A 23,356-nucleotide genomic window follows, 5' to 3' on the forward strand; every position below is an offset into this window, starting at 1 on the left:
ACGCGAGCCCTACATTCGAGCACTAGCTAAGAAATAACCGCATAATTTAACGCTTGCGAAACTATATTCGGCAAAAGCTGCGCAGAAATTGCCCTTCATCAAATGCAAAAGCAGAAATATATTATGAGCAGCCAGCAGCCTGAAAACGGTCTTAAGCAACGCCTCGACTTCATTGAGTTGGACGACAGCGCACGCCAGTCGCTCCGCCAGATGCGTCCGGCGATTTCGGAACTGCTGAGTGGCGCGCTCGAACGATTCTACGGGAAGCTGGCGCGCACGCCAGCCGTCGCGAGCTTCTTCTCCGACAAATCGCACATGAATAGTGCCAAGACCCGGCAGGAAGCGCATTGGGCCAATCTTGCCGGCGGCAACTTCGACGAGGCCTACGTCAAGGGTGTCGTCGCGGTCGGCAAGACGCATGCGCGCATCGGCCTTGAGCCACGCTGGTATATTGGCGGCTACGCGCTTCTGATGAGCGATCTGATCAAAGGGCTGATGGCCAAGGAATGGCCGTCGCGCTTCGGCCGCGGCCAGGGCAAACTGCTCGGCGAAAAGCTCACCGCCGTCGTCAAGGCCGCGATGCTGGACATGGATTATTCGATCTCGGTCTATCTGGAAGCGCTGGAAGAAAAGCGGCTGAAGCTTGAAGAGGAACGCCAAAAGGCGGAAGCCGATCAGGCAATGGCGCTGAGCCATCTCCGTCGCGGTCTGGAAGCGCTGTCGCGCGGCGATCTCGAAGCCACCTTGCCGGCTGACCTGCCGGGCAACTTCAAGGACATGGGCGACGACTACAATCGCGCAGTGGCCGCCCTTCGCGCCTCCTTTACATCCGTTCGCGCCACATCCGGCGAAATCCTGCGCGGCACCGACGTGATCGCCAAGGGCTCCGACGATCTGGCGCTACGCACCGCCCAGCAGGCAGCCGGCGTCGAGGAAAGCTCAGCCGCCCTTCAGCAGCTCTCCGTCAGCGTCGGCCAGACGGCATCCAACGCCGAAAAGGCGTCGGCAGCCGTGCGCGAAACGCAGCAGAAGGCCAAGAATTCCGGCGAGCTGGTCACCAGCGCCGTCTCCGCCATGGCCGGCATCGAAAGATCGTCGAGCGAGATCACCAAGATCATCGGCGTCATCGACGATATCGCCTTCCAGACCAACCTTCTCGCGCTGAACGCCGGCGTTGAAGCAGCCCGCGCCGGCGAAGCCGGAAAGGGTTTCGCCGTCGTCGCCCAGGAAGTCCGCCAGCTGGCACAGCGCTCGGCCGATGCCGCCAAGGAGATCAAGAAGCTGATTTCCGAGAGCTCCGCGCAGGTCAACCAGGGCGTCGACATCGTCAGCAGCACCGGTGAATCGCTCAGCGACATGATCGATCGTATCGACAAGATCAACAGCTTCGTGGCCGATATCGCGTCTGCCGCCCGCGATCAGGCGACCGGCGTCAACGAAGTCAGCGTCGCCATCCGCAACATGGACACCATCACCCAGCAGAATTCGGGCATGGTGGAGCGCACCTCGTCTGAAACCAGGCGTCTGCGCAACGAGGTGGAAGGCCTGGTCGGCCTGCTCGAACGGTTCCGCACCGGCAGCGCCAGCCACTCCGGCTATCAGGCCTCGCGCCGCGCCGCCTGAGGCAAAAGCGTCGAAATTGCGAAGGCGGCGTAAAAAAGCGCCGCCTCCGGCCATCGGATAATTCCATCCCGCAAAAAGATGGGTTATGGGAACGCCATGACCATCAAGCCACTCATCATTCTTCCCGATCCGCTGCTCCGTCAGGTTTCCAAGCCGATCGAGCGCGTCGACAGCGATCTCCAGCGTCTCGCCGACGACATGCTGGAGACTATGTACGATGCTCCAGGCATCGGGCTGGCCGCCATCCAGATCGGCGTTGCCCGCCGCATGCTCGTCATCGACGTTGCGCGCGAAGGCGAGGAAAAGCAGCCGCTCGTCTTCATCAATCCCGAAATCGTCTCGTCCTCCGACGAGCGCTCGGTCTATGAAGAGGGCTGCCTCTCGATCCCGGATTACTATGCCGAGGTCGAACGCCCGGCGACCGTCGGCGTGAAGTATCTCGACCGCGACGGCAAGGAGCAGACGATGGAAGCAGACAGCCTGCTCGCCACCTGCCTGCAGCACGAGATCGACCACCTGAACGGCGTCCTCTTCATCGACCACATCTCCCGCCTGAAGCGCGAGATGGTCATCAAGAAGTTCACCAAGGCCGCCAAGACCACCAAGGCGCTCTGAGCCCCGCGTTGATATTCCGGCACCGAAGCGCTATGATATCAGTGATATCGCAGTGGAGGTGCCAAATGGGTGATCTTTTGATCCGTGGCCTTGATGACGACTTGAAGGCGCATCTGCAGGAACGTGCGATCCGCAATGGCCGCAGTCTTTCGCAGGAAGCGATCGAAATGATGCGGGGCCAGATCCTGCGGGAGCAATCCCTTGTGCCTGCCGGAAATCGGCTGCGCGGGTTGTTGGGAGATGAACGGCTGACGGCGGATGAGGTCGAGACCTTTTCCGAGCTCCGTCTTGATGCCGATCGCGATCCGCCGCGCTTTGAGCCATGATCGTTCTCGACACCAACGTGATCTCCGAGATCCAGGGCCGGCTGAACAGCGAACGCATCCTGACCTGGCTCAACGGATTCGAGATCGAGTCCCTGTTCCTGACGACCATTTCCATTGGCGAGATGTATTACGGCCTGCATCTGCTCGACGAAGGTCGCCGCAAGGCCTTGCTGCTCGCGGATTTCGCCCGGATCGAGGCTGATTTTACTGGCCGTGTTCTTGGCTTTTCCGTCGAGGCGGCACGCCGCTACGGCGCATTGGCCGCCGCTCGCCGAAACATTGGCCGTTCCATGGAGACCAAGGACGCCATGATCGCCTCAATCTGCCTCATCCACGGCGCCACGCTTGCCACACGCAACACAAAAGACTTCGAAGGGCTTGATCTCAAGCTCGTAAACCCGTTTGAAGGCGGCTGATCTTCAAGATTGGCTCCGAGCCAGAAATTGGCGGCATAGAATGTCTCTTCGCATCATCTTCATGGGTACGCCCGACTTTTCCGTTCCGACGCTGCGCGCGCTTGTCGATGCCGGCCACACGATCCTTGCGGTCTACACGCAGCCGCCGCGGCCCGGTGGGCGTCGCGGACTGGACCTTCAGAAGTCGCCGGTGCATCAGGCCGCCGAGATTTTGGGCCTGCCCGTCTTCACACCCGTCAATTTCAAGGATCCGGAAGAGCGCGAGCGCTTCGCGGCCCACAAGGCCGATGTCGCTGTCGTCGTCGCCTATGGCCTGCTGCTGCCTGAAGCGATCCTCAACGGCACGCGATATGGCTGCTACAACGGCCACGCCTCGCTGCTGCCACGCTGGCGCGGCGCAGCCCCGATCCAGCGCGCGATCATGGCCGGCGACGAAAAGACCGGCATGATGGTGATGAAGATGGACAAGGGCCTGGACACCGGCGCCGTCGCCATCACCAGCGAAGTCGCGATCGGCGAAAACATGACGGCTGGCGAGTTGAACGATCGTTTGATGCTCACGGGCGCCAAGGCGATGGCCGAGGCCATGGTCAAGCTCGAGATGGGCGACCTGCCGCTGACGCCGCAACCCGAGGACGGCGTGCTCTACGCATCGAAGATCGACAAGGCCGAGACGCGCATCGATTTCTCGCGCAATGCCACCGACGTTCATAACCACATTCGCGGTCTCGCCCCGTTCCCCGGCGCCTGGTTCGAGCTTGAGCACGGCGGCAAGCCCGAACGCGTTAAGGTTCTGGGCTCCGAGCGTGCCGAGGGATCCGGCGCAGCCGGTGAGTTGTTGAGCGATGATCTCGTCGTTGCCTGCGGCACCGGCGCCGTGAGATTGACCAAGCTGCAGAAGGCCGGCGGCAAGCCGTTGGCCGCCGCCGATTTCCTGCGCGGCACGCCGCTTGCCAAGGGCAAGAGGCTCGCCTGATGTTCCGCTACCGCATGATCGTCGAATATGACGGCTCGCAATATGTCGGCTGGCAGCGGCAGGAGAATGGCCCGTCGGTGCAGGGCGCGATCGAGAAAGCCATCCTGTCGGCCAGCGGCGATGTCGTCTCCATCCGCGGCGCCGGCCGCACCGATTCCGGCGTGCATGCCATGGGTCAGGTCGTCCATGCCGATCTCTCCAGGGAGTGGTCGCCTTTCAAGCTGCAAAACGCGCTGAATGCGCATCTGAGGCTTTCAGGCGAACGCGTCGCCATCCTCGATGTCGAGAGTGCCAGCGAGTTCTTCGATGCACGCTTCTCGGCGCTGCGCCGGCATTATCTCTACCGCATCATCAGCCGCCGCGCGCCGCTGGCGCTGGAGGCAGGCAAGGCCTGGTTCGTGGCAAAGACGCTCGATCACGAGGTCATGCACGCCGCCGCCCAGACGCTGGTCGGCAAGCACGACTTCACCACCTTCCGCTCGGCTCATTGCCAGGCGAACAGCCCCATCCGCACGCTCGATCGTCTGGATGTGACGCGATCAGGCGATCTCATCGAAATTCGCGCCACCGCGCAGAGCTTCTTGCACAACCAAATCCGCTCCTTCGCCGGCACGCTGAAGCTCGCGGGTGAGGGGCGCTGGACGCCGGATGATGTCCGCGCGGCGCTGGAGGCGAGGGATCGCAAGGCCTGCGGCCCCGTCGCCCCGCCCGACGGTCTTTATTTCATGCAGGTCGATTATCCCGACGTTATCGTCGACCGCAGACAGGAAACGGAAACTACCGATGCCGACGACGATCTATCATAACCCCGCCTGCGGCACCTCGCGCAACGTGCTGGCCATGATCCGCCAGTCGGGCGAGGAACCCGTCGTCATCGAATATCTGAAGACCCCGCCAAGCCGCGAGACACTGGTAGCGCTGATCGCCGAAATGGGCATCCCCGTCCGGGCGGTGCTGCGAGAGAAGGGCACGCCCTACCACGACCTCGGCCTCGCCGCCCCTGATCTCAGCGACGAACACCTGATCGACGCCATGCTCGCCCACCCGATCCTCATCAACCGCCCGATCGTCCAGACCACCAAAGGCACCCGCCTCTGCCGCCCGTCGGAAGTCGTTCTGGAGATACTGGAGAACCCGATCGCCGTCTTCACCAAGGAAGATGGCGAGGTCGTCGGCATCAGCTAGACTACGCGGTTAGCTTGAAATAGTGCGCCTGTTGCACTAGTCATATCGCTGGCAAAGCTCCCGGTTTACTGACGCTGAGCTCTGATTTTGTCACCACCGGTACCCACGAACTTCCTCATTCCTGTGCTTGTCACAGGAATCCAGTAAGCCCAAGTCATTGGGCGCAAAGAGTCTTTTCACGACGCAGACGCGCCGTGGCTGGATTCCTGTGACAAGCACAGGAATGAGGGGGCGAGGGGCCTGTGCCCCGAGAAGCTTTGCCAGCGGTCGAAGTGGTGCACGAGATCGTCATGCGATGGGCGTCTGAAAACAGGGAGCGTCTGGAACATGAGTGGCAAGGTCTCAATGCGCGATGACATCATCACCGTCGGTGAACCGCTTCCGAGGATCGCGGCGGTCGAAGCGCTCGATGCGCGCAGTGTCAGGATAGACTGGGCGTCGGGAGAAACGGTCGTTCTCGATCTCGCTCCCGCCTTGCAGAGCCGACGCATCTACATTCCGCTGCGCGCCGACGATGCGCTCTTCAGCCGCGTGTCCGTCAACGAGGATGGCGATGGGATCGAATGGCCGGGCGAGGATCTGGAGTTTTCCGCCGTCTGGCTGGCCAGCCTTCCACCGATCGAGTTTTCGAATGCGGACTTTAGAGACGCGATGGATGAACTCGGCAACAGCCTGGATGGCATGGCGGCGGCGTTGCAGATTTCGAGACGGCTGGTCGCGGACTACCGCAAGGATAAGCCGATCCCACGCCACATCGCTTTCGCCACACGCTACATGCTCGAGCATCGGCTCAAGCACGCAGTCTAGACCGGATAAATCCCCAGAAACCTCTGCATGAATTCCGACAGCATCAGCGCCGGCACGAACAGCACCAGCGTCATGGCGCCGATCAAGAGGCCGTTGCCGTTGAAGATCATTCGCAAGATACGCGCGATGGCGAAGACCTGGGCCAGCATGAAGGCAAGCAGCAGCAGCGAGACGATGCCGATCGTGCCGGGCAGGAAGAACACCAGCGCCAGCAGCAGACCGTTGATATAGGATAGCGGCACGCCCAGCCAGTTGACGCTGACGACGACGGCCGAGAAGCGCTCGCCCTTCTTCATGGCAAGCAAGAGCAGCCCTGCCAGCACCAGCGGCACGAACCAGTTCGCCGCCTCGACCAGCCCCAGCCTGAAATAGAAGACCAGGCCGACATCGGTGTGCGGTGGCATGGTGCGCAGGAAGGATTCGCGCCACCAGAGCCAGGAAATCCCCATTGGCGGCAGGCACCAGACGAAGGCCCAGAAGGAGCGGTTGACGCCACGATCGGACATGTCGAGAAACCGGAAGCCCGCCGGATCCATTCGGATCAGCAACCAGAGGCCGGCGAGATAATACTGGACTTCCCTAAACCCCGGCATTCTCGAACCAGCGCGCGATAAAGGTTTCATAGACGACCGTCAGCCGCTCGAGGTCTTCAACCGCGACGCGTTCGTCGACCATGTGCATGGTCTGCCCGACGAGGCCGAACTCGACGACGGGGCAGTAATCCTTGATGAAGCGCGCATCCGACGTGCCGCCCGTGGTCGACAGCGTTGGCGACTGGCCGGTCACGCTTTCGATGGCCGAGGACAGCGAGGCGATCAGCGCGTTGTTGCGCGTGAGGAAGACGTGGCTCGGGCGCTCGGCCCAGACGATATCGTATTTGAACGGCTCCCGGCCGGGTCTGAGCACGCCTTCGCTGGCGGCGGCGTCGAGGCGGCGGATGATTTCCTGCTGCAGCGTCTCGGCCGTCCAGGTGTCGTTGAAGCGAATGTTGAAGCTCGCCGTCGCCTTGGCCGGCACGACATTGGTCGCCGGGTTGCCGACGTCGACGGTCGTCACTTCGAGATTGGACGGCTGGAAGTTCTCGGTGCCGGCATCGAAGGGCGGATGCATCAGCGCCTGCGTCAGCTGCAGGATCCCGCGCACGGCGTTGTCGGCCAGATGCGGATAGGCGGCATGGCCCTGCACACCATGAGCGGTGATCTTGCCAGACAGCGAGCCGCGGCGGCCGATCTTGATCATCTCGCCCAGCGTGTTCGGGTTGGTCGGCTCGCCGACAAGGCAGGCGTCCCAGCGTTCGCCGCGCTCGGCGGCCCACTGCAGCAGCTTGATCGTGCCGTTGACAGCGGGGCCTTCCTCGTCGCCGGTGATCAGGAACGAGACCGAGCCCTTAGGTAGCCCATGCTTTTCGATATGGCGGGCGATGGCGGCCACGAAGCAGGCGACGCCGCCCTTCATGTCGACAGCACCGCGACCGAACAATTCGCCGCCGGCGATCTCCGCGGCAAAGGGCGGATGCGTCCACGCGCCTTCGTCGCCGACAGGCACGACATCGGTATGGCCTGCAAACATCAGGTGCGGGCCGTCATTGCCGAGCCGGGCGTAGAGGTTTTCGATATCGGGCGTGCCGGGCTCCGTCGCCTTCACCTTGTCCACCTTGAAGCCGAGCGGCGACAGCATCGCCTCCAGCGCCGAAAGCGCGCCGCCCTCGGCGGGCGTAACGGATGGGCAGCGGATCAGGGTCTGGAGATTGGCGACGGGATCGGTAGCGGTCATGACAGTGGAACTATCCGGCGGTAATGGCAAAGAAAAGGCAAGGGAGAGTTGTATCAGACGAAATGCGCCGTTCGCTTACGGCAGCCTGATATCGGGCAGGAAATGTCCGGTGCCGCGCATGAGTTCTGTCACGCGCGGCACCGGATCTGGTCCGAATTAGTCGCGCAGCAGTTCGTTGATGCCGGTCTTCGAGCGGGTCTTCTCATCGACGGTCTTGACGATTACGGCGCAGTAGAGGTGCGGTGCTGCAAGGCCGTTCGGCATGGTGGCGTTGCCCGACGGCATCGAGCCTGCGACGACGACCGAGTAGGGCGGTACTTCGCCGTAGAAGACTTCGCCGGTGGCGCGGTTGACGATCTTGGTCGACTTGCCGATGTAGACGCCCATGCCGAGAACCGAACCTTCGCGGATGATGCAGCCTTCGACGACTTCCGAACGGGCGCCGATGAAGCAATTGTCTTCGATGATCGTCGGGCCGGCCTGCATCGGCTCAAGCACGCCGCCGATGCCGACGCCGCCGGAGAGATGCACATGCTTGCCGATCTGCGCGCAGGAACCGACGGTGGCCCAGGTATCGACCATCGTGCCCTCGTCGACAAAGGCGCCGAGGTTGACGAAGGACGGCATCAGCACGACGTTCTTGCCGATATGGGCCGAGCGGCGCACGACGCAGTTCGGCACGGCGCGGAAGCCGGCGGCGCGGTACTCGTTCTCACCCCAGTTCTCGAACTTGGACGGCACCTTGTCCCACCAGGTCGAGTTGCCCGAGCCGCCCTTGACGACTTCCATGTCGTTCAGGCGGAAGGAGAGGAGAACGGCCTTCTTCAGCCACTGGTTTACCTTCCACGCGCCATCGGCGCCGCGTTCCGCAACGCGCACCTTGCCACCGTCGAGAAGCTCAAGCGCGGTTTCGACCGCGTCGCGTACTTCGCCCTTGGTCGAGGTGTTGACGCTGTCGCGGTTGTCGAAGGCGGCTTCGAGTGTCTTTTCGAGGGCGGAGAGGTCGGTGGCGCTCATGAGAATTCCTTAAACTTCGATCTTTATCGTTGGAGGCGAAGGCCTCCGGGAATTGTGATTGGCGGGATGCGATCTGCTCTATCGCATGCAGGGCTAAAATGGAATGATTTTTCGGGACCGGTTGGCTCCCGATCACTGCTACAAAACGACATACCGGCTGCACTGCCGGCAGGACTGAAAGGCATTGGAATGGCAAAGGCGAAAAACGGCAGACTGAGGCGCAAGGATGGCGTCTGGGATCCGTTGAAATCAAGCGAGACCGACAAGCAGCGCGCCGAAGCCGTGCCGAAAACGCCGCAGACCCTGTCGCCGGCCTATCGCCTTGCCTATGCCGACGAGGACTTTCTGTGCCGCGAAGAATTGAGGCCGATCCGCCTGCAGCTGGAGCTGATGAAGCCGGAAATGCTGCTCACCGAACGCGGCATCAAATCGACAGTCGTGATGTTCGGCGGCGCCCGCATTCCCGCACCCGGCCAGAGCGCCTGGGCTGCCCGCAACGATACGCAGCGCGCCAATCTCGAAGCGGCATCCGTCTATTACGACGAAGCGCGCAAATTCGCCCGCCTCTGCTCGAAATACGCGGCCGGCTTCGATTTCCACGAATACGTCGTCGTCACCGGCGGCGGCCCGGGCGTGATGGAGGCTGGCAACCGTGGTGCGGCCGACGAGGGCGCCCCCTCGATCGGCCTCAACATCGTGCTGCCGCACGAGCAGGCGCCGAATGTCTACGTGACGCCGGAGCTCAGCTTCAACTTCCACTACTTCGCCATCCGCAAGATGCATTTCATGGTGCGCGCCAAGGCAATCGCCGTCTTCCCCGGCGGCTTCGGCACGCTGGACGAGTTCTTCGAGTGCCTGACGCTGATCCAGACCGGCCGCATGGAAAAGATGCCGCTGATCCTGTTCGGCGAAAAATTCTGGAAGAGCATCATCAATTTCGAAGCACTCGCCGAATTCGGCACGATCGCGCCCGATGACGTCGACCTCATCAGCTTCGTCGACACCGCCGACGCCGCCTGGAAGATCATCCAGGAATTCTACGAACACCCGGAATAGGGTGAGCTCACGGGGCGTCGCCGGCCTTCTTCGGCCGGCCGCCCTTGGCGCCGTTCGCCCGGCTGGCGGCGGCCTTCGCGGGCGAGCGGGATTGCCCGCCACGGCGTTGCGCTTCCATGAAACTCCTGGTGCCGAACACGCCGTTCATCAGACCTGATATCGTGTAGTCGGCGTCAAGGGTTGCGCTCCGAAGCCGCATCGAAGCGAACCGATGCGGGTATCGGCCGCTCGGCGCGCTCCGCTTCCCAGCGTTGCTTTGCCTGCGCGAGTTCGGCGTCGGTGATCTTGTTCGTGACCATGTGAAAAAATAACCCAACAACTTGGGTATTTCAATTACACGAAAAAGCCCGCCGCGATGGTCGCGGCGGGCTCGGTTTTCGGTGTTTCTCGCCTTACAGGTCCGTTTTTACAGGAACGGACGCTGCGGCATGTCGGCGATCGAGATGACGCCGTCCTTGTTGGTGTCCATCCGCGTGAAGAATTTCTCGAAGGCGGCTTCGGCTTCCTGCTTGGAAATCTGGCCGTTCTCGTCGGTGTCGATGCGCTGCATGATCAGGAGTTCGCGGATCATGCCTGGGCCGCGCATGCCGTGTCGGCCTGGGCCACGTCCGGCTTCGTCCTGCGGCGGTGCGGGCTGGCCTGCGTCGGCATCAGCCGGCGGCGGTGCGGGCGGGGCTTCGTCGTCGGCCGCCATGTCCTCGGCAGGCGCCTTCATCTTGGCCATCTGCGCTTCGTGATACTTGCGGATTTCGCCCGGTGTCAGCGAGCCGTCATTGTTGGTGTCGATCGCCGCGAAGATCGTTTCCATGCCGTTCTTGGCTTCGTCCTTGGAGATCTGGCCGTCCTTGTTCGTGTCGAACTGCTGCAGCATGCGCACGAAGACGACTTCCCGCATCACGGGCCCGCGCATTCCGCCGCCCATCATCGCGTGGTGTGGCCTTGGCGGATGCTTGTGCTTGTCGCCGGGCGCGGCAAAACTGCTGCCGGCTGCGGCACCGACAATCAAGACGGAGGAAAGTGCGGCCAGTATCAGCTTGTTCCGAGACATTTGGGTTCCTTTCAGTGTGCAATCTCATTGGGGATCACAGACGAAAAGGTAGGGCGGACAAGTCCGATTACCCAGTTAAACATCGGTAAGCTGGATGAAACTTTCGTAATTTAGCCGGTAATATTGGGCGTAATCTTGCCAAGGAAATCAGTGAGATCGTCGGTCACGAAGTCGATGTGATCGTCCTCGCCGCTGGTCTTTTCCCACCACTCGACAACCGTGTCCTCGAGATTGTTGGGCACGAGGAGAACAGTCTGCATGCCAAGCGCCTTCGGCGCGATCAGGTTGCGCGGCAGGTCCTCGAACATCGCAGCCTTCTGCGTCTCGACACGCTTCAGCTGGGTGAACTTGTCATAGGTCTGCTGCGCCGGCTTCGGCACGAACTCGGCCGCCACGATGTCGAAGATATCGTCGAAGTGGTCGAGAATCCCAAGCGCGCCGGCCGCCATTTCCGCATGCTTGACGCTGCCGTTGGTGAAGATGAACTTGCGCCCGGGCAGCGCCTTGATCGCGGCACCCAGTTCCGGCTGGGCGGTCAGGCTGGAATAATCGATCGCATGCGCCTTCTCGAGGAAGTCGTTGGGATCGACGCCGTGGTGGATCATCAGTCCCTGCAGCGTCGTGCCGTGATCGTAATAATACTGCTTCTGCAGCTTGCGCGCCTCATCCCGCTCCATCTGCAGCAGCGTCGAGACATAGGCCGTCATGTTCTTGTCGATCTGCGCGAACAGATTGACGTGATGCGGATAGAGAGTGTTGTCGAGGTCGAAGACCCACTCTGTCACATGCGAGAAGTCGGAATGGGTGGGCGTGCGATCGATCTTGCTCATCTTTGCCTTATGCCACGCGTCGCCTTCGATTGAAATCCGGAATGCGACCATTCACGCCGGCCGATTGATCGCCTCACGTGATCGCACTAGTTTTCCGGCACAAGAAACGAGGAGGCGAAGATGAATCAGGCTGAGAAGGCAAAGACGTTCGGCGCGCTGCACCAGAAGGGCAATCCTGTCGTTCTCTACAATGTATGGGACGCCGGCACGGCAAAGGCCGTGACCGAGGCCGGTGCCAAGGCTTTGGCGACGGGCAGCTGGTCGGTCGCGGCAGCACAAGGCTATGGCGACGGCGAGAAGATCCCGATGGAAGCGCTGGTCGCCACGACCCGCCAGATCACCGCGGTCAACGACTTGCCGCTCTCCGTCGATTTCGAGGGCGCCTATTCCACCGATCCCTTGGGCGCTGCCGCCAATGTCGAAAAGCTGATCGATGCCGGCGCGATCGGCATCAATTTCGAGGATCAGGTGGTTGATGGTGACGGGCTACACCCGGTCGAGAAACAGGCCGCCCGCATCCGCGCCATCCGCGAGATGGCGGACCGTCGCGGTATTGCGTTCTTCATCAATGCGCGCACCGACCTGTTCTTGCGCGAGGGTGATCTTTCGAAGCATGCCGGCTTGGTTGAGGAGGCGTTGGAGCGCGGCAAGGCCTATGCCGCCGCCGGTGCCGATGGCTTCTTCGTGCCGTGGCTGATCGATGAAGGCTTGATCGAGAAGATCTGCGCCGCGTCGCCGCTGCCGGTCAACATCATGATGCGGCCGGGCGCGCCTGATGTGAAGACGTTGGCGAAGCTTGGTGTCAGCCGTGTCAGCTATGGGCCGGGGCCATATCGGGCGATGATGGAGAAGCTGAAAGAGGCGGCTGCGGCGGTTTACGGAGCGCTGTGAGGTAGACCCCTCCCCAACCCCTCCCCACAAGGGGGAGGGGCTTGCTGGGCGCACCCTCTCCATGAAGCCAAGGCCTCTCGACAGACGCTGATGGTGTGAGATGGCGCAAAGAGCGCAACGCGTTAGCCCCTCCCCCTTGTGGGGAGGGGTTGGGGAGGGGACTTCACCCGTCCGAAAAGGAAAACGACCGCCCTTAAGGAACGATCAGCGTACCCGCGCCGCGCTCGGTGAAGATCTCGAGCAGCACGGAATGCGCGGTCTTGCCGTTCAAGATGACGACACCCTGCACGCCAGCCTTGATCGCGTCGATGCAGGTCTCGACCTTCGGGATCATGCCGCCGGAGATCGTGCCGTCGGCGATCAGCGCGTGCGCCTGCGAGACCGACAGTTCCTTGATCAGGTTGCCCTGCTTGTCGAGGACACCGGGAACGTCGGTGAGGAACAGCAGGCGCGTCGCGTTGAGCGCGCCGGCAATGGCGCCGGCGAATGTGTCGGCGTTGATGTTGTAAGTCGCGCCGTCGCGGCCCGGAGCAACCGGAGCGATGACGGGGATCATTTCCGAGCGGGCCAGAAGGTCGATCAGCGTGCGGTCGACTTCAACCACTTCGCCGACGAAGCCGAGGTCGAGAACGCGCTCGATGTTGCTGTCGGGGTCCTTGATAGTCTTCCGCGCCTTTTCGGCGAAGACCATGTTGCCATCCTTGCCGCAAAGACCGATCGCCCATTCGCCCGTCTGGTTGATCAGCGCGACGATTTCCTTGTTGATCGAGCCGGCGAGAACCATTTCGACGATCTCGACCGTCTTGGCGTCGGTGACGCGCAGGCCGCCTTCGAATTTCGATTCGATGCCCATCTTCGTCAGCATGGCGCCGATCTGCGGTCCGCCGCCGTGCACGACGATCGGATTGACGCCCGACTGCTTCAGAAGCGCGATATCGCTGGCAAAGGCCTTGCCGAGCTCGGGATTGCCCATGGCATGGCCGCCGTATTTCACGACGATCGTCTTGTTTTCGTAACGCTGCATGAAGGGCAGTGCCTGCGCCAGCAGCCGTGCCTGGATTTCGCTTTCGGTCTCGGTCATCGGATACCCCGCAGAAAAATGGTTGCGGCCTTTTATCCCAAGTTTTTGACAGATGGAATAATCAATGGCCCGATAGTTCGCGCAATTTGCCCACACGCCGCCGTCTTGCCAAGCGTGAGCGAACACCCATAGTTAGGGAAGGACATTGGGGAAGAGACACGGCATGACGAGCGAGGAAATCGCCGAACTGATCGGCCGGGTTGCAATGCGCGACCGAAAGGCTTTCGTGGCTCTGTACCGTGAAACAAGCCCGAAACTTTTTGCGATCTGCCTGCGTATCTTGAAGGACAAGACGGAGGGGGAGGAAGCATTGCAAGAGGTCTATATCAAGGTCTGGCAACGCGCTTCCGCCTTCGCGATCTCCTCGGGAACGCCCTCGTCCTGGCTTGCGGCGATCGCGCGCAACCAGGCGATCGATACGCTCAGAAGCCGCAAGCCGGTAGCCGACGAATTGGACAGCGCCTATGATCTCGCAGACAGCCAACTTGATCCTGAAGCGACAACTGTGATCCGCGATGAAGGAAGGCGGATTGACACCTGCATGGAACAGTTGGAAGCTGATCGTGCGGTGGCGGTCAGACGGGCTTATGTCGAAGGGCTGAGCTATCAGGAACTGGCCGGTGAGTTCGGCGTGCCCCTGAACACGATGCGCACATGGCTGCGGCGCAGCCTATTGAAGCTGAGAGAGTGCCTGGAACGATGACGTCGTCCGATCAAAGCAAGGGAGGTCGCTCCCGCGATGAGGTACTCGCCGGTGAGTATGTTCTCGGTGTTCTCTCTTTCCAGGATCGGCGTGTCGTCGAAGACCGCATGCGCGTCGACCGGCAGTTCGCCGCGATCGTCAGCCGCTGGGAAGCGAACCTCTCCACCTTCAATGACGATTATGACGCCGTCACCCCCGGCCAGGAAACCTTCAAGCAGGTCGAAGCCCGCCTGTTCGGCGTCCCGCAGCAGGCAGCCGTGCCGGGCAGGGGCGTCTGGAATTCCCTTTTCTTCTGGCGCTGTCTCGCCGCCGTTTCCCTCGTCATCACCTCGGCCGCTTTGTCGCTGACGGTCGCGACCGTATCGCCACTGAAGCCGACCGTCCCGCCGCTGGTCGCGCAATTGTCGGGACCCGCGAGCCAGGTCAATCTGCTGGCTTCCTATGAGGCGCAGACCGGCCGCATGCGGATCATTCCGGTGGCCGCGGGCAAGCCGGAGGAGAAGTCGCTCGAGCTGTGGCTGTTGCCCGAAGGCGGCACGCCGAAGTCGCTCGGCATCTTCGCAGCGGGAGAGGGCGGCGACGGCGAACTGGTGATCCCCGTGGACATGCGCTCCGCCATCGGCGAGGGCACGAGCTTCGCGGTCAGCCTCGAGCCCTTCGGTGGCTCGCCGACGGGCGCCCCAACCGGCCCCGTCGTTGCAAGCGGCGCCGCGCACCGGCCGTAAGATCGGCTGAAACTTTTTCTGACAACCTTCCGTAGATCCTCATGTCCCAGCGACGCTGATGCATTCAGCCGGCGACCCGCGAGCGGACGGATGAGGAGAACCAGTCATGATCAAGTCCGCACTGCGCACGGCAGCCCTTGCAGTTGCCGTATCCGCAATCGCCTTTGCCGCGCAGGCCAAGAACCCGATGGTCGGTGGCGCCGCCATGTATCCGACCAAGAACATCGTCCAGAATGCCGTCAACTCGAAGGATCACACGACGCTGGTCGCCGCCGTCAAGGCAGCCGGCCTGGTCTCGACGCTCGAGGGCAAGGGTCCGTTCACGGTCTTCGCGCCGACCAACGAAGCTTTCGCGGCACTCCCCGCCGGCACCGTCGACACGCTGCTGAAGCCTGAGAACAAGGCCAAGCTCACCAAGATCCTCACCTGCCACGTCGTGGCTGCCGATGCCATGGCCAAGACCGTCGCCAAGATGATCAAGGACGATGGCGGCGAACATGACATCAAGACGGTCGGCGGCTGCGTGCTTAAGGCCAAGGAAGACATGGGCAAGATCACGCTGACCGACGAAAGCGGCGGCGTTGCCCATGTCACGATCGCCGACGTCAAGCAGTCGAACGGCGTCATTCACGTCATCGACAAGGTCTTGCTGCCGAAGATGTAATCTTGAGTTCAGGCAGCAAACGGGGGCGCCCTGTCAACACCACTGGGGCGCCTCCACCTCACTTCCAGTGATCGGCGCCCACGGTGAGCGCGATCGCCTCGCGCAGATCGTCCAGTCCCTCGCTCTTTTCGGACGAGGTAGCGATGATCCCGGGATAGGCGGCGGGGCGCTTCTTGATCTTCTCGGCCGTCTCGGCGAGCAGCTTCACCACCGCCGGCGGCTTGATCTTGTCGGTCTTGGTCAGCACCACCTGATAGGAGACGGCGGCCTTGTCGAGCAGGTCGAGAACCTCGTCGTCATTCTTCTTGATGCCGTGGCGGCTGTCGATCAGCACATAGACGCGCTTCAGCGTCGCGCGGCCGCGCAGATAGTCGAATACCAGCTTGGTCCAGGCATCGACATGTTCCTTCGGAGCCTTGGCGTAGCCATAGCCCGGCATGTCGACCAGCGCCATCGGCGGCAGATCGCCGGCCTCGCCGGAATAGCCATCGGGCACGAAATAGTTCAGCTCCTGCGTACGACCCGGCGTGTTCGAGGTGCGCGCCAGGCCATGCTGGCCGACGAGCGCATTGATCAGCGATGACTTTCCGACATTCGAGCGGCCGGCGAAGGCCACCTCGGCCGGGCCTTCCGGCGGCAGGAACTTCAGGGAGGGCACGCCACGGATGAAGATCCAGGGGCGGCCGAAGAGCGGCTTGTCTTTATTGTCGGTCATTCGGCCTTTTCCAGCGCGTCCAATTCCAGTGAACCTATGGCATTCAGGTTTCGGGCGATTTTGTCAACCGGCAGCCCTGAATGTCGCGAGAAGCATCCCGGTGCCACAAAAGAAAAAGCCCCGGCGAACCGGGGCTTTTTGCTATTTCTCTGTCGGCGCCGGCTTTCGCTTGAACAGCCCCTTGAGATTGTCGAAGAGCTCGATCTTCACGCCGTGGCGGCGCATGATGACGCCCTGCTGGATGACTGATAGCGTGTTGTTCCAGGCCCAGTAGATGACCAGACCGGCCGGGAAGCTTGCCAGCATGAAGGTGAAGACCAGCGGCATCCAGTTGAAGATCATCGCCTGCGTCGGATCCGGCGGGGTCGGGTTCATGCGCATCTGCAGGAACATCGTGACGCCCATGATCAGCGGCCAGACGCCGAGATGCAGGAAGGTCGGAGCGGCGAACGGCAGCAGGCCGAACAGGTTGATGAACGAGGTCGGATCGGGCGCCGAAAGGTCCTGGATCCAGCCGAAGAACGGCGCGTGGCGCATCTCGATGGTGATGTAGATCACCTTGTAGAGCGAGAAGAAGATCGGGATCTGCAGCGCGATCGGCCAGCAACCGGCGATCGGGTTGATCTTCTCTTCCTTGTAGAGCGCCATGGTCGCCTGCTGGAGGCCCATGCGGTCGTCGCCGAACTTCGCCTTCAGCTCTTCCATCTTCGGCTGCACGCGCTTCATGTTCGCCATCGAAGCGTACTGCTTGCTGGCGAGCGGGAAGAACAGCGCCTTGACGACGATCGTGGTCATCAGGATGGCGACGCCGAAGTTGCCGAAGTAACGGAAGAAGAAGTCCATCAGTTTGAACATCGGCTTCGTCAGGAAGTAGAACCAGCCCCAGTCGATCAGGCGGTCGAAGCGCGGGATCTGGTAGGTAGCCTCGTAGCCGTCGATGACGGGAACTTCCTTGGCGCCGGCAAACACGAGGTTCTTCAGTTCGAGCGACTGGCCAGGTGCCACGGTGACGGCGTTCTGCTTGTAGTCGGCCTGGAAGCGCGGCTGGCCATCCGTGAAGTGGCTGAAGCGGGCGTCGTAAGGCGTCGCCTGCGGCGGAATGATCGTCGCGGCCCAATACTTGTCGGTGATCCCGAGCCAGCCGCCGGTCGCCGTTGCCGGCGTCACGGCTTCCTTCTCGACGGAAGCATACTTGCTCTCGATCAGGCCATCTTCGCCGATCACGCCGATGAAGCCTTCGTGCAGCACGTAGGTCGAGGCGACGGCGGGCTTGTTGTAGCGCGTCACGCGGCCGTAGGAGGAGAGTGCGGCGGGCGCCTGGCCGGCATTGGTGATCTTGTCGGTGATGGTGAACATGTAGCGTTCGTCGACCGAGATCGTGCGGGCGAATGTGATGCCCTTGTCATTGGTGTAGGTCAGCGTGACCGGCGTCTTTTCGGTCAGCTTCGCGCCTTCCGGAGCCGTCCAGAGCGTCGAGGGGCCCGGGACGTTGCCGGTCGCGGCGTCGCCGATATAGCCGAGTTCGGCGAAGTAGCCGTCCTTGGTTTCCGACGGGCTGAACAGCGTGATGATCGGGCTCGAGTCATCCACGGTCTCGTGGTAGCCCTTGAGCTTCAGGTCGTCGAGGCGGCCGCCGGCAAGGTTGATCGAGCCGGAAAGCGCTGCCGTGTCGATGATGACGCGCGGGTTCTTGGCAAGAGCGTCGGCCAGCGACGTGGTCGCGGGCGCCTGGCCGGTCGGAGCAGCACCGTTTGTCTGCGCGCCACCGGCTGCCGGTGTCTGCGTCTGCTGGGTCGTCTGCTGTGCCTTCTGGGCAAGCTCGGCCTTGCGCTGCGCTTCGATGCGCGGATTCATGTAAAGGAATTGCCACCCGAGAACGATCAGCACGGAGAGAGCGATCGCAATGAAGTAGTTGCGGTTGTTTTGCATCATACGTTCCTGGGGCGGCCGTCTCCGGACCGCTTGTGTTTCGGCTTCGTCTCGACGCGAGCCGTAAGCTCAGCGGCTAATTGATGGAAGGATGCTTGGAGCACGTCCCTTCGCGCGACAACCACATAGTCGTGTCCGGGCTTCATTGCAAACCCTGCATGCAGCCGTACCGCCTCTTTCAGGCGCCGACGCATGCGGTTTCTTTCAACCGCGTTGCCATGCTTCTTGGTGACGGTGAAGCCGACGCGGGCTTCGGTATCGGGTTCCTTCCTGTCGAGCACCTCGAGAAGGAAGAATCCACCCCTGCGTTTTTCGCCATTGCGAACAGCAAGAAACTGCGGGCGGCTTTTCAGCCGCCCGGCAGTTATTTTGGGATCTTTGGTCGTCGGATCGCCCGTCATCTGATCGGGCACTTCCGGCCTTAGGCCGAAAGACGCTTGCGGCCGCGGCCGCGACGAGCAACGATGACCTTACGGCCGCCCTTGGTAGCCATACGTGCACGGAAACCGTGACGACGCTTGCGAACAAGCTTGGAAGGTTGGTAAGTACGCTTCATTTATTTTAATCACCGCGGAGTGCGGCCCTTCTTGAATTTGCATAATGCAAGGAGCGTTGTTTTTCGAACGGCGGGAGGCTCAAAAAGCCTTATATGACCGGACGTGCGGCGGCTTATACGGACGAAGGTCGCGAAAGTCAATTATCGCAGGGAGAATCCGCTCTGCTCGCCTCTTGAGTGTGAAAATTAGCAGATACTGTTAATGATTGCGCCATCGGGTCCACATCGCGCTCGCTATCATTTTATTCCGTTTCCGCAGCCCAAACGTGCGCCTATCGAGCCTCTGTGCGTTTTTCGCGCAAAAAATAGTGCCGGCAACCATCGTTCATGGGTGATTTTTTATAGTAGCCGGCGAAAGTATCGGAAATTCAACATTAATTGTTTTAGCGCAATTTGATCTAACGGCCGGGCATTCAGTTTTCGGCCTCTAGTCTTATTGGGGGGATCCTTTGAAAATCCGAGGCAAGATCAACATACTCGTATGCGCCATGTCCTGTGTCGCGCTGGTTATCGGCGCGACCGCACTTTGGGCCGTGCAGCGCTACAATAACAATCTCTCCGCCTATGAGGATGCCGCCAGCCGCGCCTATTCCGGCGAGCGCCTGAACCGCTATGTGACCGCAACCGTGATGGAAGCGCGCGGCATCTATGGCGCTGCCTCGACAAAGGACGCCGCAAGCTTCGCCAAGGGGCTGCTCGCAGCACTCGACCAGATCGACGCCACCATCACATCCTGGACGCCGCTGGTTCCCGATAATCAGATGGATGCGTTCAACAAGCTCAAGGCCCGCTCGGCCGAATTCCGCACCTTCCGCGCCGAAACCGCGCGCCTCGGCACCGAGGTCAGCCCGCAGGCGGCCAACGAGCAGGGCAACAACGACGCCAACCGCGCCAACCGCAAGGCCTTCCAGGCCGAGATCGACGCGATCGTTGCCACAGACAAGGCCACGCTCGACGCCGTCAATAAGGAAGTCGAAAGCTTCCGCACCTCGGTTCTCTGGCTGGTTCTCGGCATCACCGGCTTCGGCATCGCCGCCGGCATCGGCATGGGCCTTTATGTCGGCACCATCCATCTCTCGCGCCCGATCAAGAAGGTCACCGAGGCGATCAAGAACGTCGCCGACGGCAACTTCGACATCGATGTGCCTTTCCCCGGCCGCAACGACGAGATCGGCGAAATGGCCGCGGCCGTCGCGGTGTTCAAGGCGAATGGTCTGGCCGTTCGCCGCATGAACGCGCAGGAAGCCGCCATGCGCGCCAAGAGTGACGACCTGCAGTCCAGCATGTCCGTCGTCGTGGCCGCAGCCGCTGCCGGCGATTTCTCACGCCGGATCGACAAGGATTACCAGGACGACAACCTCAACCAGTTCGCCAGCAACATCAATCAGCTGCTCTCGGGCGTCGATGGCGGCGTCGGCGAAACCCGCCGTGTTATCGCGAGCCTGTCTGAGGGCGATCTGACGCAGACCATGCGCGGCAATTTCCAGGGCGCCTTCGCCGAGCTGCAGAAGAACGTCAACAGCACCTTCGCCACGCTGCAATCGACCATGCGCGAAGTGCGCGAGACCGCCGAGGGCTTCCACGGCAACACCAACGAGCTGCGCGCAGCGAGCGACGACCTCTCCAAGCGCACCGAACAGCAGGCGGCAGCGCTTGAGGAAACCTCGGCCGCGCTGGACGAGATCACCGCCGTCGTCAACAATTCGACCGATCGCGCCCAGGAAGCCAGCGTCATGGTCTCCGAGGCCAAGGACGATGCCGGCAAGTCGGGCGTCGTCGTTCGCAACGCCGTCGATGCCATGGGCCGCATCGAGCAGGCCTCGCGCGAAATCAGCCAGATCATCAACGTCATCGACGAGATCGCCTTCCAGACCAACCTGCTGGCGCTTAACGCCGGTGTCGAGGCTGCGCGTGCCGGCGAAGCGGGCAAGGGCTTTGCCGTCGTCGCCCAGGAAGTTCGCGAACTCGCGCAGCGCTCGGCAACGGCCGCCAAGGACATCAAGGGCCTGATCACCAAGTCCGGCGGCGAAGTCCAGATCGGCGTCAAGCTGGTGCAGGAGACCGGCGAAGCGCTCTCGCAGATCGAGCGCCGCGTCAACGCCATCAACGACCACATCCACTCGATCGCCACGGCCGCCAAGGAGCAGTCGACCGGTCTGAAGGAGGTCAACACCGCCGTCAACCAGATGGACCAGGTGACGCAGCAGAACGCCGCCATGGTCGAGGAAACCTCGGCGGCCACCCACAAGCTATCATCGGAAGCAGACAGCCTCGTGCGCCTGATCTCACGCTTCAAGGTGTCGAACGCGCAGCATGCGGCGCCCGTGGCCGTCGCCCGCTACGAGGAGCACCGCCCGGTTGCCTCGCCCGCCCGCCGCGCGATCGGCAGCGTTGCCCGCGCCTTCAACGGCAACGCCGCGGTCGATCAGAGCTGGGAAGAGTTCTGATCTCTTGCCCTGCAAACTGAACAAGAGCGCCGCCTTCGGGCGGCGTTCGCGTTTCGGCAATATGTCGCACCGCTCGCAAAGATTTGAAAGCGACGCAGTTTCGTCTAATATAGAGGTTGAATCCGTGGCGCGTGGCGCCGGTTGGACGAGAAGCGATGCCCGCCCCTGATCAAGGCCAAACTGTTCCCGAAGCACTCACGACGGCGACCGACGCTGCCCGGCCGGCAGGCATGTTTGGCGGTATCTCCGGCAAGCTCCTGTGGCTGACCGTTATCTGCATCATGCTCGCCGAAGTGCTGATCTTCTTTCCCTCGGTGGCCTCCATGCGCCTTCGCTGGCTGGATGAGCGGCTGAATGCCGCCGCTGCCGCCGCCATCGCCATCGATGGCCTGCAGCCGGTGGAGCTGCCGCGCGACCTGCAGCGGCAGACCCTGGAAGCGACGGGCACCAAGGCGATCGTGCTGCGCAAGGACGGCACCTCGCGCCTGCTCGCCACCTGGGACATGCCGGCGTCTGTCGATGAGCAATATGATCTCACCAGCGTGCCCGCCGTCACCGCCATGCGTGATGCGCTCGACACGTTGATTTTCGGCGGCGACCGGATGATCCGCGTCTATGGGCCGGTGCAGGACACCAATATCGGTGTCGAGGTGCTGATGAAGGACAAGCATCTGCGCAATGCGATGCTGCTCTATTCCCGCAACGTCTTCCTGCTGTCGATCCTGATCTCGCTCTTTACCGCCACCCTCGTCTTCTTCGCGATCAACCGCATTCTCATCCGGCCCATCCGCCGGCTGACAGGCAGCATGCAGCAGTTTTCCGCCGATCCCGAAAATCCGCAGCATGTCTTCGTCGGCGATGGCGGGCGCGACGAACTGGGCATTGCCGGCCGCCACCTGACCGCCATGCAGCTGCAGCTCCAGAAGACACTGAAGCAACAGAGCAACCTCGCGGCCCTCGGCTTGGCCGTCTCCAAGATCAATCACGACATGCGCAACATCCTCGCCTCCGCGCAGCTGATGTCCGACCGCCTGGTTGATGTCGACGATCCCATGGTGAAGCGCTTCGCACCGAAGCTGCTGCGCACCATCGACCGCGCCGTCGGCTACACGACCGAGGTTCTCTCCTACGGTCAGGCCAGCGAATCGGCCCCCCGCCGCCGCCTGGTAAGGGTGACGACGCTGGTCGAGGATGTCAGGGACATGCTGGCGATTGATCCGCAGAGCGACGTGGAGTTCGTCGAGCAGATCAACGCCGACCTCGAAGTGGATGCCGACAACGAACAGCTGTTCCGCGTCATCCACAATCTCTGCCGCAACGCTTTGCAGGCACTGACGTCAAACAACGCAGGCGCGGGCCCGCGACGCATCACCGTCGCTGCCCACCGCATCGGCAGCGTCGTCAGCATCACCGTCGACGACACCGGCCCCGGCATGCCGCAGAAGGCTCGCCAGAACCTCTTCACCGCCTTCCGTGGCTCCGCCCGCTCCGGCGGCACGGGGCTTGGTCTCGCTATCGCCCGCGAACTGGTGCTCGCCCACGGCGGCACCATCGCGCTTGTGGAAAAGCCATCGATCGGCACGCAGTTCCGCATCGAAATCCCCGATCGCCCTGTCTCGCTGGACGATTACCGCGGCCGCAGCCTCTTGGAAAAGTGATGCAATCCCGCGTTCCCGGCAGCTCGCGAAGAAAGACGTCACTTTTTTTACAAACCCTATTGCATTCATCCAGATGACCCTTTAGAGAACCGCTCACGCCAGCGGGACACACCGCTGCAGACGCACCCGTAGCTCAGCTGGATAGAGCACCAGACTACGAATCTGGGGGTCAGGAGTTCGAATCTCTTCGGGTGCGCCATTTCACTTTCGCTGTAAGTGATTGATAAAGCAGCATAATCATCGAAAAATAATCGCCTAACAGAAGCAAAAAACTAAGTTTTGCTACCGTTTTTGCTACGGATTCTGCTTCTGAGG

Annotated in this window: 25 protein-coding genes, 1 tRNA gene and 1 pseudogene; 16 read left to right on the forward strand and 11 right to left on the reverse strand. The window is 61.9% G+C overall.

Translation table 11 applies throughout. The features are described 5' to 3' along the window. Positions 1–123: 123 nt before the first annotated feature. The 8 genes from J5286_RS02420 (at position 124) to J5286_RS02455 (ending at position 5,948) form a co-directional block, all read left to right on the forward strand. Positions 124–1,623: a globin-coupled sensor protein gene (locus J5286_RS02420; RefSeq protein ID WP_209188966.1), complete on the forward strand. Its 1,500-nt coding sequence runs from the start codon at positions 124–126 to the stop codon at positions 1,621–1,623. Positions 1,624–1,719: 96 nt separating this feature from the next. Further along, a complete protein-coding gene (def, locus tag J5286_RS02425; RefSeq protein ID WP_026282951.1) occupies positions 1,720–2,238 on the forward strand; it encodes a peptide deformylase in 519 nt (172 codons plus the stop codon). Positions 2,239–2,303: 65 nt separating this feature from the next. Next, the gene (locus J5286_RS02430) at positions 2,304–2,564 is read left to right on the forward strand and encodes a FitA-like ribbon-helix-helix domain-containing protein (RefSeq protein WP_209188968.1); all 261 of its coding nucleotides are present in this window, start codon (positions 2,304–2,306) and stop codon (positions 2,562–2,564) included. Beyond that, a complete protein-coding gene (locus J5286_RS02435) occupies positions 2,561–2,980 on the forward strand; it encodes a type II toxin-antitoxin system VapC family toxin (RefSeq protein ID WP_209188970.1) in 420 nt (139 codons plus the stop codon). Before J5286_RS02430 ends, J5286_RS02435 begins: the two co-directional genes overlap by 4 nt. Before the next feature lie 40 nt (positions 2,981–3,020). Then, positions 3,021–3,956 (forward strand): methionyl-tRNA formyltransferase, encoded by a 936-nt coding sequence (fmt, locus tag J5286_RS02440; RefSeq protein ID WP_209188972.1) that lies wholly within the window; start codon positions 3,021–3,023, stop codon positions 3,954–3,956. Continuing rightward, on the forward strand, positions 3,956–4,762 hold the full coding sequence (truA, locus tag J5286_RS02445; protein WP_209188974.1) for a tRNA pseudouridine(38-40) synthase TruA: 807 nt from the start codon (positions 3,956–3,958) through the stop codon (positions 4,760–4,762). Before fmt ends, truA begins: the two co-directional genes overlap by 1 nt. After that, on the forward strand, positions 4,740–5,141 hold the full coding sequence (gene arsC / locus J5286_RS02450; RefSeq protein WP_209188976.1) for an arsenate reductase (glutaredoxin): 402 nt from the start codon (positions 4,740–4,742) through the stop codon (positions 5,139–5,141). The genes truA and arsC overlap by 23 nt, the downstream gene beginning before the upstream one ends. Before the next feature lie 327 nt (positions 5,142–5,468). Beyond that, positions 5,469–5,948 (forward strand): DUF2442 domain-containing protein, encoded by a 480-nt coding sequence (locus J5286_RS02455; protein ID WP_209188978.1) that lies wholly within the window; start codon positions 5,469–5,471, stop codon positions 5,946–5,948. On the opposite strand, the gene J5286_RS02460 is transcribed toward J5286_RS02455, so the two are convergent. The 3 genes from J5286_RS02460 to dapD all read right to left on the reverse strand — a co-directional run bounded on the left by J5286_RS02460 (position 5,945) and on the right by dapD (position 8,738). After that, positions 5,945–6,541: a hypothetical protein gene (locus J5286_RS02460; protein ID WP_112940998.1), complete on the reverse strand. Its 597-nt coding sequence runs from the start codon at positions 6,539–6,541 to the stop codon at positions 5,945–5,947. The genes J5286_RS02455 and J5286_RS02460 overlap by 4 nt on opposite strands. After that, entirely contained in the window at positions 6,528–7,721 is a 1,194-nt protein-coding gene (gene dapE, locus J5286_RS02465) for a succinyl-diaminopimelate desuccinylase (protein WP_209188980.1), read from the reverse strand. Before dapE ends, J5286_RS02460 begins: the two co-directional genes overlap by 14 nt. 156 nt (positions 7,722–7,877) lie before the next feature. After that, positions 7,878–8,738: a 2,3,4,5-tetrahydropyridine-2,6-dicarboxylate N-succinyltransferase gene (gene dapD / locus J5286_RS02470; RefSeq protein ID WP_112940996.1), complete on the reverse strand. Its 861-nt coding sequence runs from the start codon at positions 8,736–8,738 to the stop codon at positions 7,878–7,880. 189 nt (positions 8,739–8,927) lie between these two features. On the opposite strand from dapD, the gene J5286_RS02475 reads away from it, so the two are divergent. Further along, positions 8,928–9,794 carry an LOG family protein gene (locus J5286_RS02475; RefSeq protein ID WP_111561603.1) on the forward strand — a complete coding sequence of 289 codons (867 nt, stop codon included), beginning with the start codon at positions 8,928–8,930 and terminating at the stop codon, positions 9,792–9,794. A gap of 7 nt (positions 9,795–9,801) precedes the next feature. Here the strand turns inward: J5286_RS02475 and J5286_RS02480 are convergent. The 3 genes and pseudogenes from J5286_RS02480 to J5286_RS02490 form a co-directional block, all read right to left on the reverse strand. Then, positions 9,802–10,093 (reverse strand): annotated as a pseudogene (locus tag J5286_RS02480) (hypothetical protein). Between the two features lie 107 nt (positions 10,094–10,200). Beyond that, positions 10,201–10,842, reverse strand: coding sequence for an EF-hand domain-containing protein (locus tag J5286_RS02485; protein ID WP_209188982.1), 642 nt, complete (start codon positions 10,840–10,842; stop codon positions 10,201–10,203). A 110-nt stretch (positions 10,843–10,952) separates the two neighbouring features. Beyond that, positions 10,953–11,672 (reverse strand): pyrimidine 5'-nucleotidase, encoded by a 720-nt coding sequence (locus J5286_RS02490; RefSeq protein ID WP_112941035.1) that lies wholly within the window; start codon positions 11,670–11,672, stop codon positions 10,953–10,955. A gap of 120 nt (positions 11,673–11,792) precedes the next feature. Between J5286_RS02490 and J5286_RS02495 the strand changes: the two genes are divergently transcribed. Next, the gene (locus J5286_RS02495; RefSeq protein ID WP_209188984.1) at positions 11,793–12,563 is read left to right on the forward strand and encodes an isocitrate lyase/PEP mutase family protein; all 771 of its coding nucleotides are present in this window, start codon (positions 11,793–11,795) and stop codon (positions 12,561–12,563) included. Positions 12,564–12,756: 193 nt separating this feature from the next. Here the strand turns inward: J5286_RS02495 and argB are convergent, their stop codons facing one another. Continuing rightward, complete coding sequence (gene argB / locus J5286_RS02500) at positions 12,757–13,644, reverse strand: acetylglutamate kinase (protein ID WP_209188986.1); 888 nt, start codon at positions 13,642–13,644, stop codon at positions 12,757–12,759. A gap of 163 nt (positions 13,645–13,807) precedes the next feature. Between argB and J5286_RS02505 the strand changes: the two genes are divergently transcribed. From J5286_RS02505 to J5286_RS02515, 3 genes are all read left to right on the forward strand, one after another. Continuing rightward, a complete protein-coding gene (locus J5286_RS02505) occupies positions 13,808–14,347 on the forward strand; it encodes a sigma-70 family RNA polymerase sigma factor (RefSeq protein ID WP_018898242.1) in 540 nt (179 codons plus the stop codon). Next, positions 14,344–15,072 (forward strand): anti-sigma factor, encoded by a 729-nt coding sequence (locus tag J5286_RS02510; RefSeq protein WP_209188987.1) that lies wholly within the window; start codon positions 14,344–14,346, stop codon positions 15,070–15,072. Before J5286_RS02505 ends, J5286_RS02510 begins: the two co-directional genes overlap by 4 nt. Positions 15,073–15,178: 106 nt before the next feature. Beyond that, positions 15,179–15,736, forward strand: coding sequence for a fasciclin domain-containing protein (locus tag J5286_RS02515; RefSeq protein WP_209188989.1), 558 nt, complete (start codon positions 15,179–15,181; stop codon positions 15,734–15,736). 58 nt (positions 15,737–15,794) lie between these two features. Here the strand turns inward: J5286_RS02515 and yihA are convergent, their stop codons facing one another. From yihA to rpmH, 4 genes are all read right to left on the reverse strand, one after another. Continuing rightward, complete coding sequence (gene yihA, locus J5286_RS02520) at positions 15,795–16,451, reverse strand: ribosome biogenesis GTP-binding protein YihA/YsxC (protein ID WP_047507129.1); 657 nt, start codon at positions 16,449–16,451, stop codon at positions 15,795–15,797. Between the two features lie 141 nt (positions 16,452–16,592). Further along, positions 16,593–18,380, reverse strand: a complete 1,788-nt coding sequence (gene yidC, locus J5286_RS02525; protein WP_209188991.1) for a membrane protein insertase YidC — start codon at positions 18,378–18,380, stop codon at positions 16,593–16,595. Then, positions 18,380–18,781 (reverse strand): ribonuclease P protein component, encoded by a 402-nt coding sequence (rnpA, locus tag J5286_RS02530; RefSeq protein WP_081619887.1) that lies wholly within the window; start codon positions 18,779–18,781, stop codon positions 18,380–18,382. Before rnpA ends, yidC begins: the two co-directional genes overlap by 1 nt. A gap of 20 nt (positions 18,782–18,801) precedes the next feature. Beyond that, a complete protein-coding gene (gene rpmH / locus J5286_RS02535) occupies positions 18,802–18,936 on the reverse strand; it encodes a 50S ribosomal protein L34 (protein ID WP_065689331.1) in 135 nt (44 codons plus the stop codon). Positions 18,937–19,385: 449 nt separating this feature from the next. Here rpmH and J5286_RS02540 point away from each other — a divergent pair, with 449 nt between their 5' ends. From J5286_RS02540 to J5286_RS02550, 3 genes are all read left to right on the forward strand, one after another. After that, positions 19,386–21,383, forward strand: coding sequence for a methyl-accepting chemotaxis protein (locus J5286_RS02540; protein ID WP_209188993.1), 1,998 nt, complete (start codon positions 19,386–19,388; stop codon positions 21,381–21,383). Between the two features lie 155 nt (positions 21,384–21,538). Continuing rightward, positions 21,539–23,041, forward strand: a complete 1,503-nt coding sequence (locus J5286_RS02545) for a sensor histidine kinase (protein WP_209188995.1) — start codon at positions 21,539–21,541, stop codon at positions 23,039–23,041. A gap of 122 nt (positions 23,042–23,163) precedes the next feature. After that, a tRNA-Arg gene (locus J5286_RS02550) sits at positions 23,164–23,240 on the forward strand. Positions 23,241–23,356 lie beyond the last annotated feature (116 nt).

Origin of the sequence: Rhizobium sp. 16-488-2b (assembly GCF_017741815.1) — a bacterium.
GTDB lineage: Bacteria > Pseudomonadota > Alphaproteobacteria > Rhizobiales > Rhizobiaceae > Rhizobium.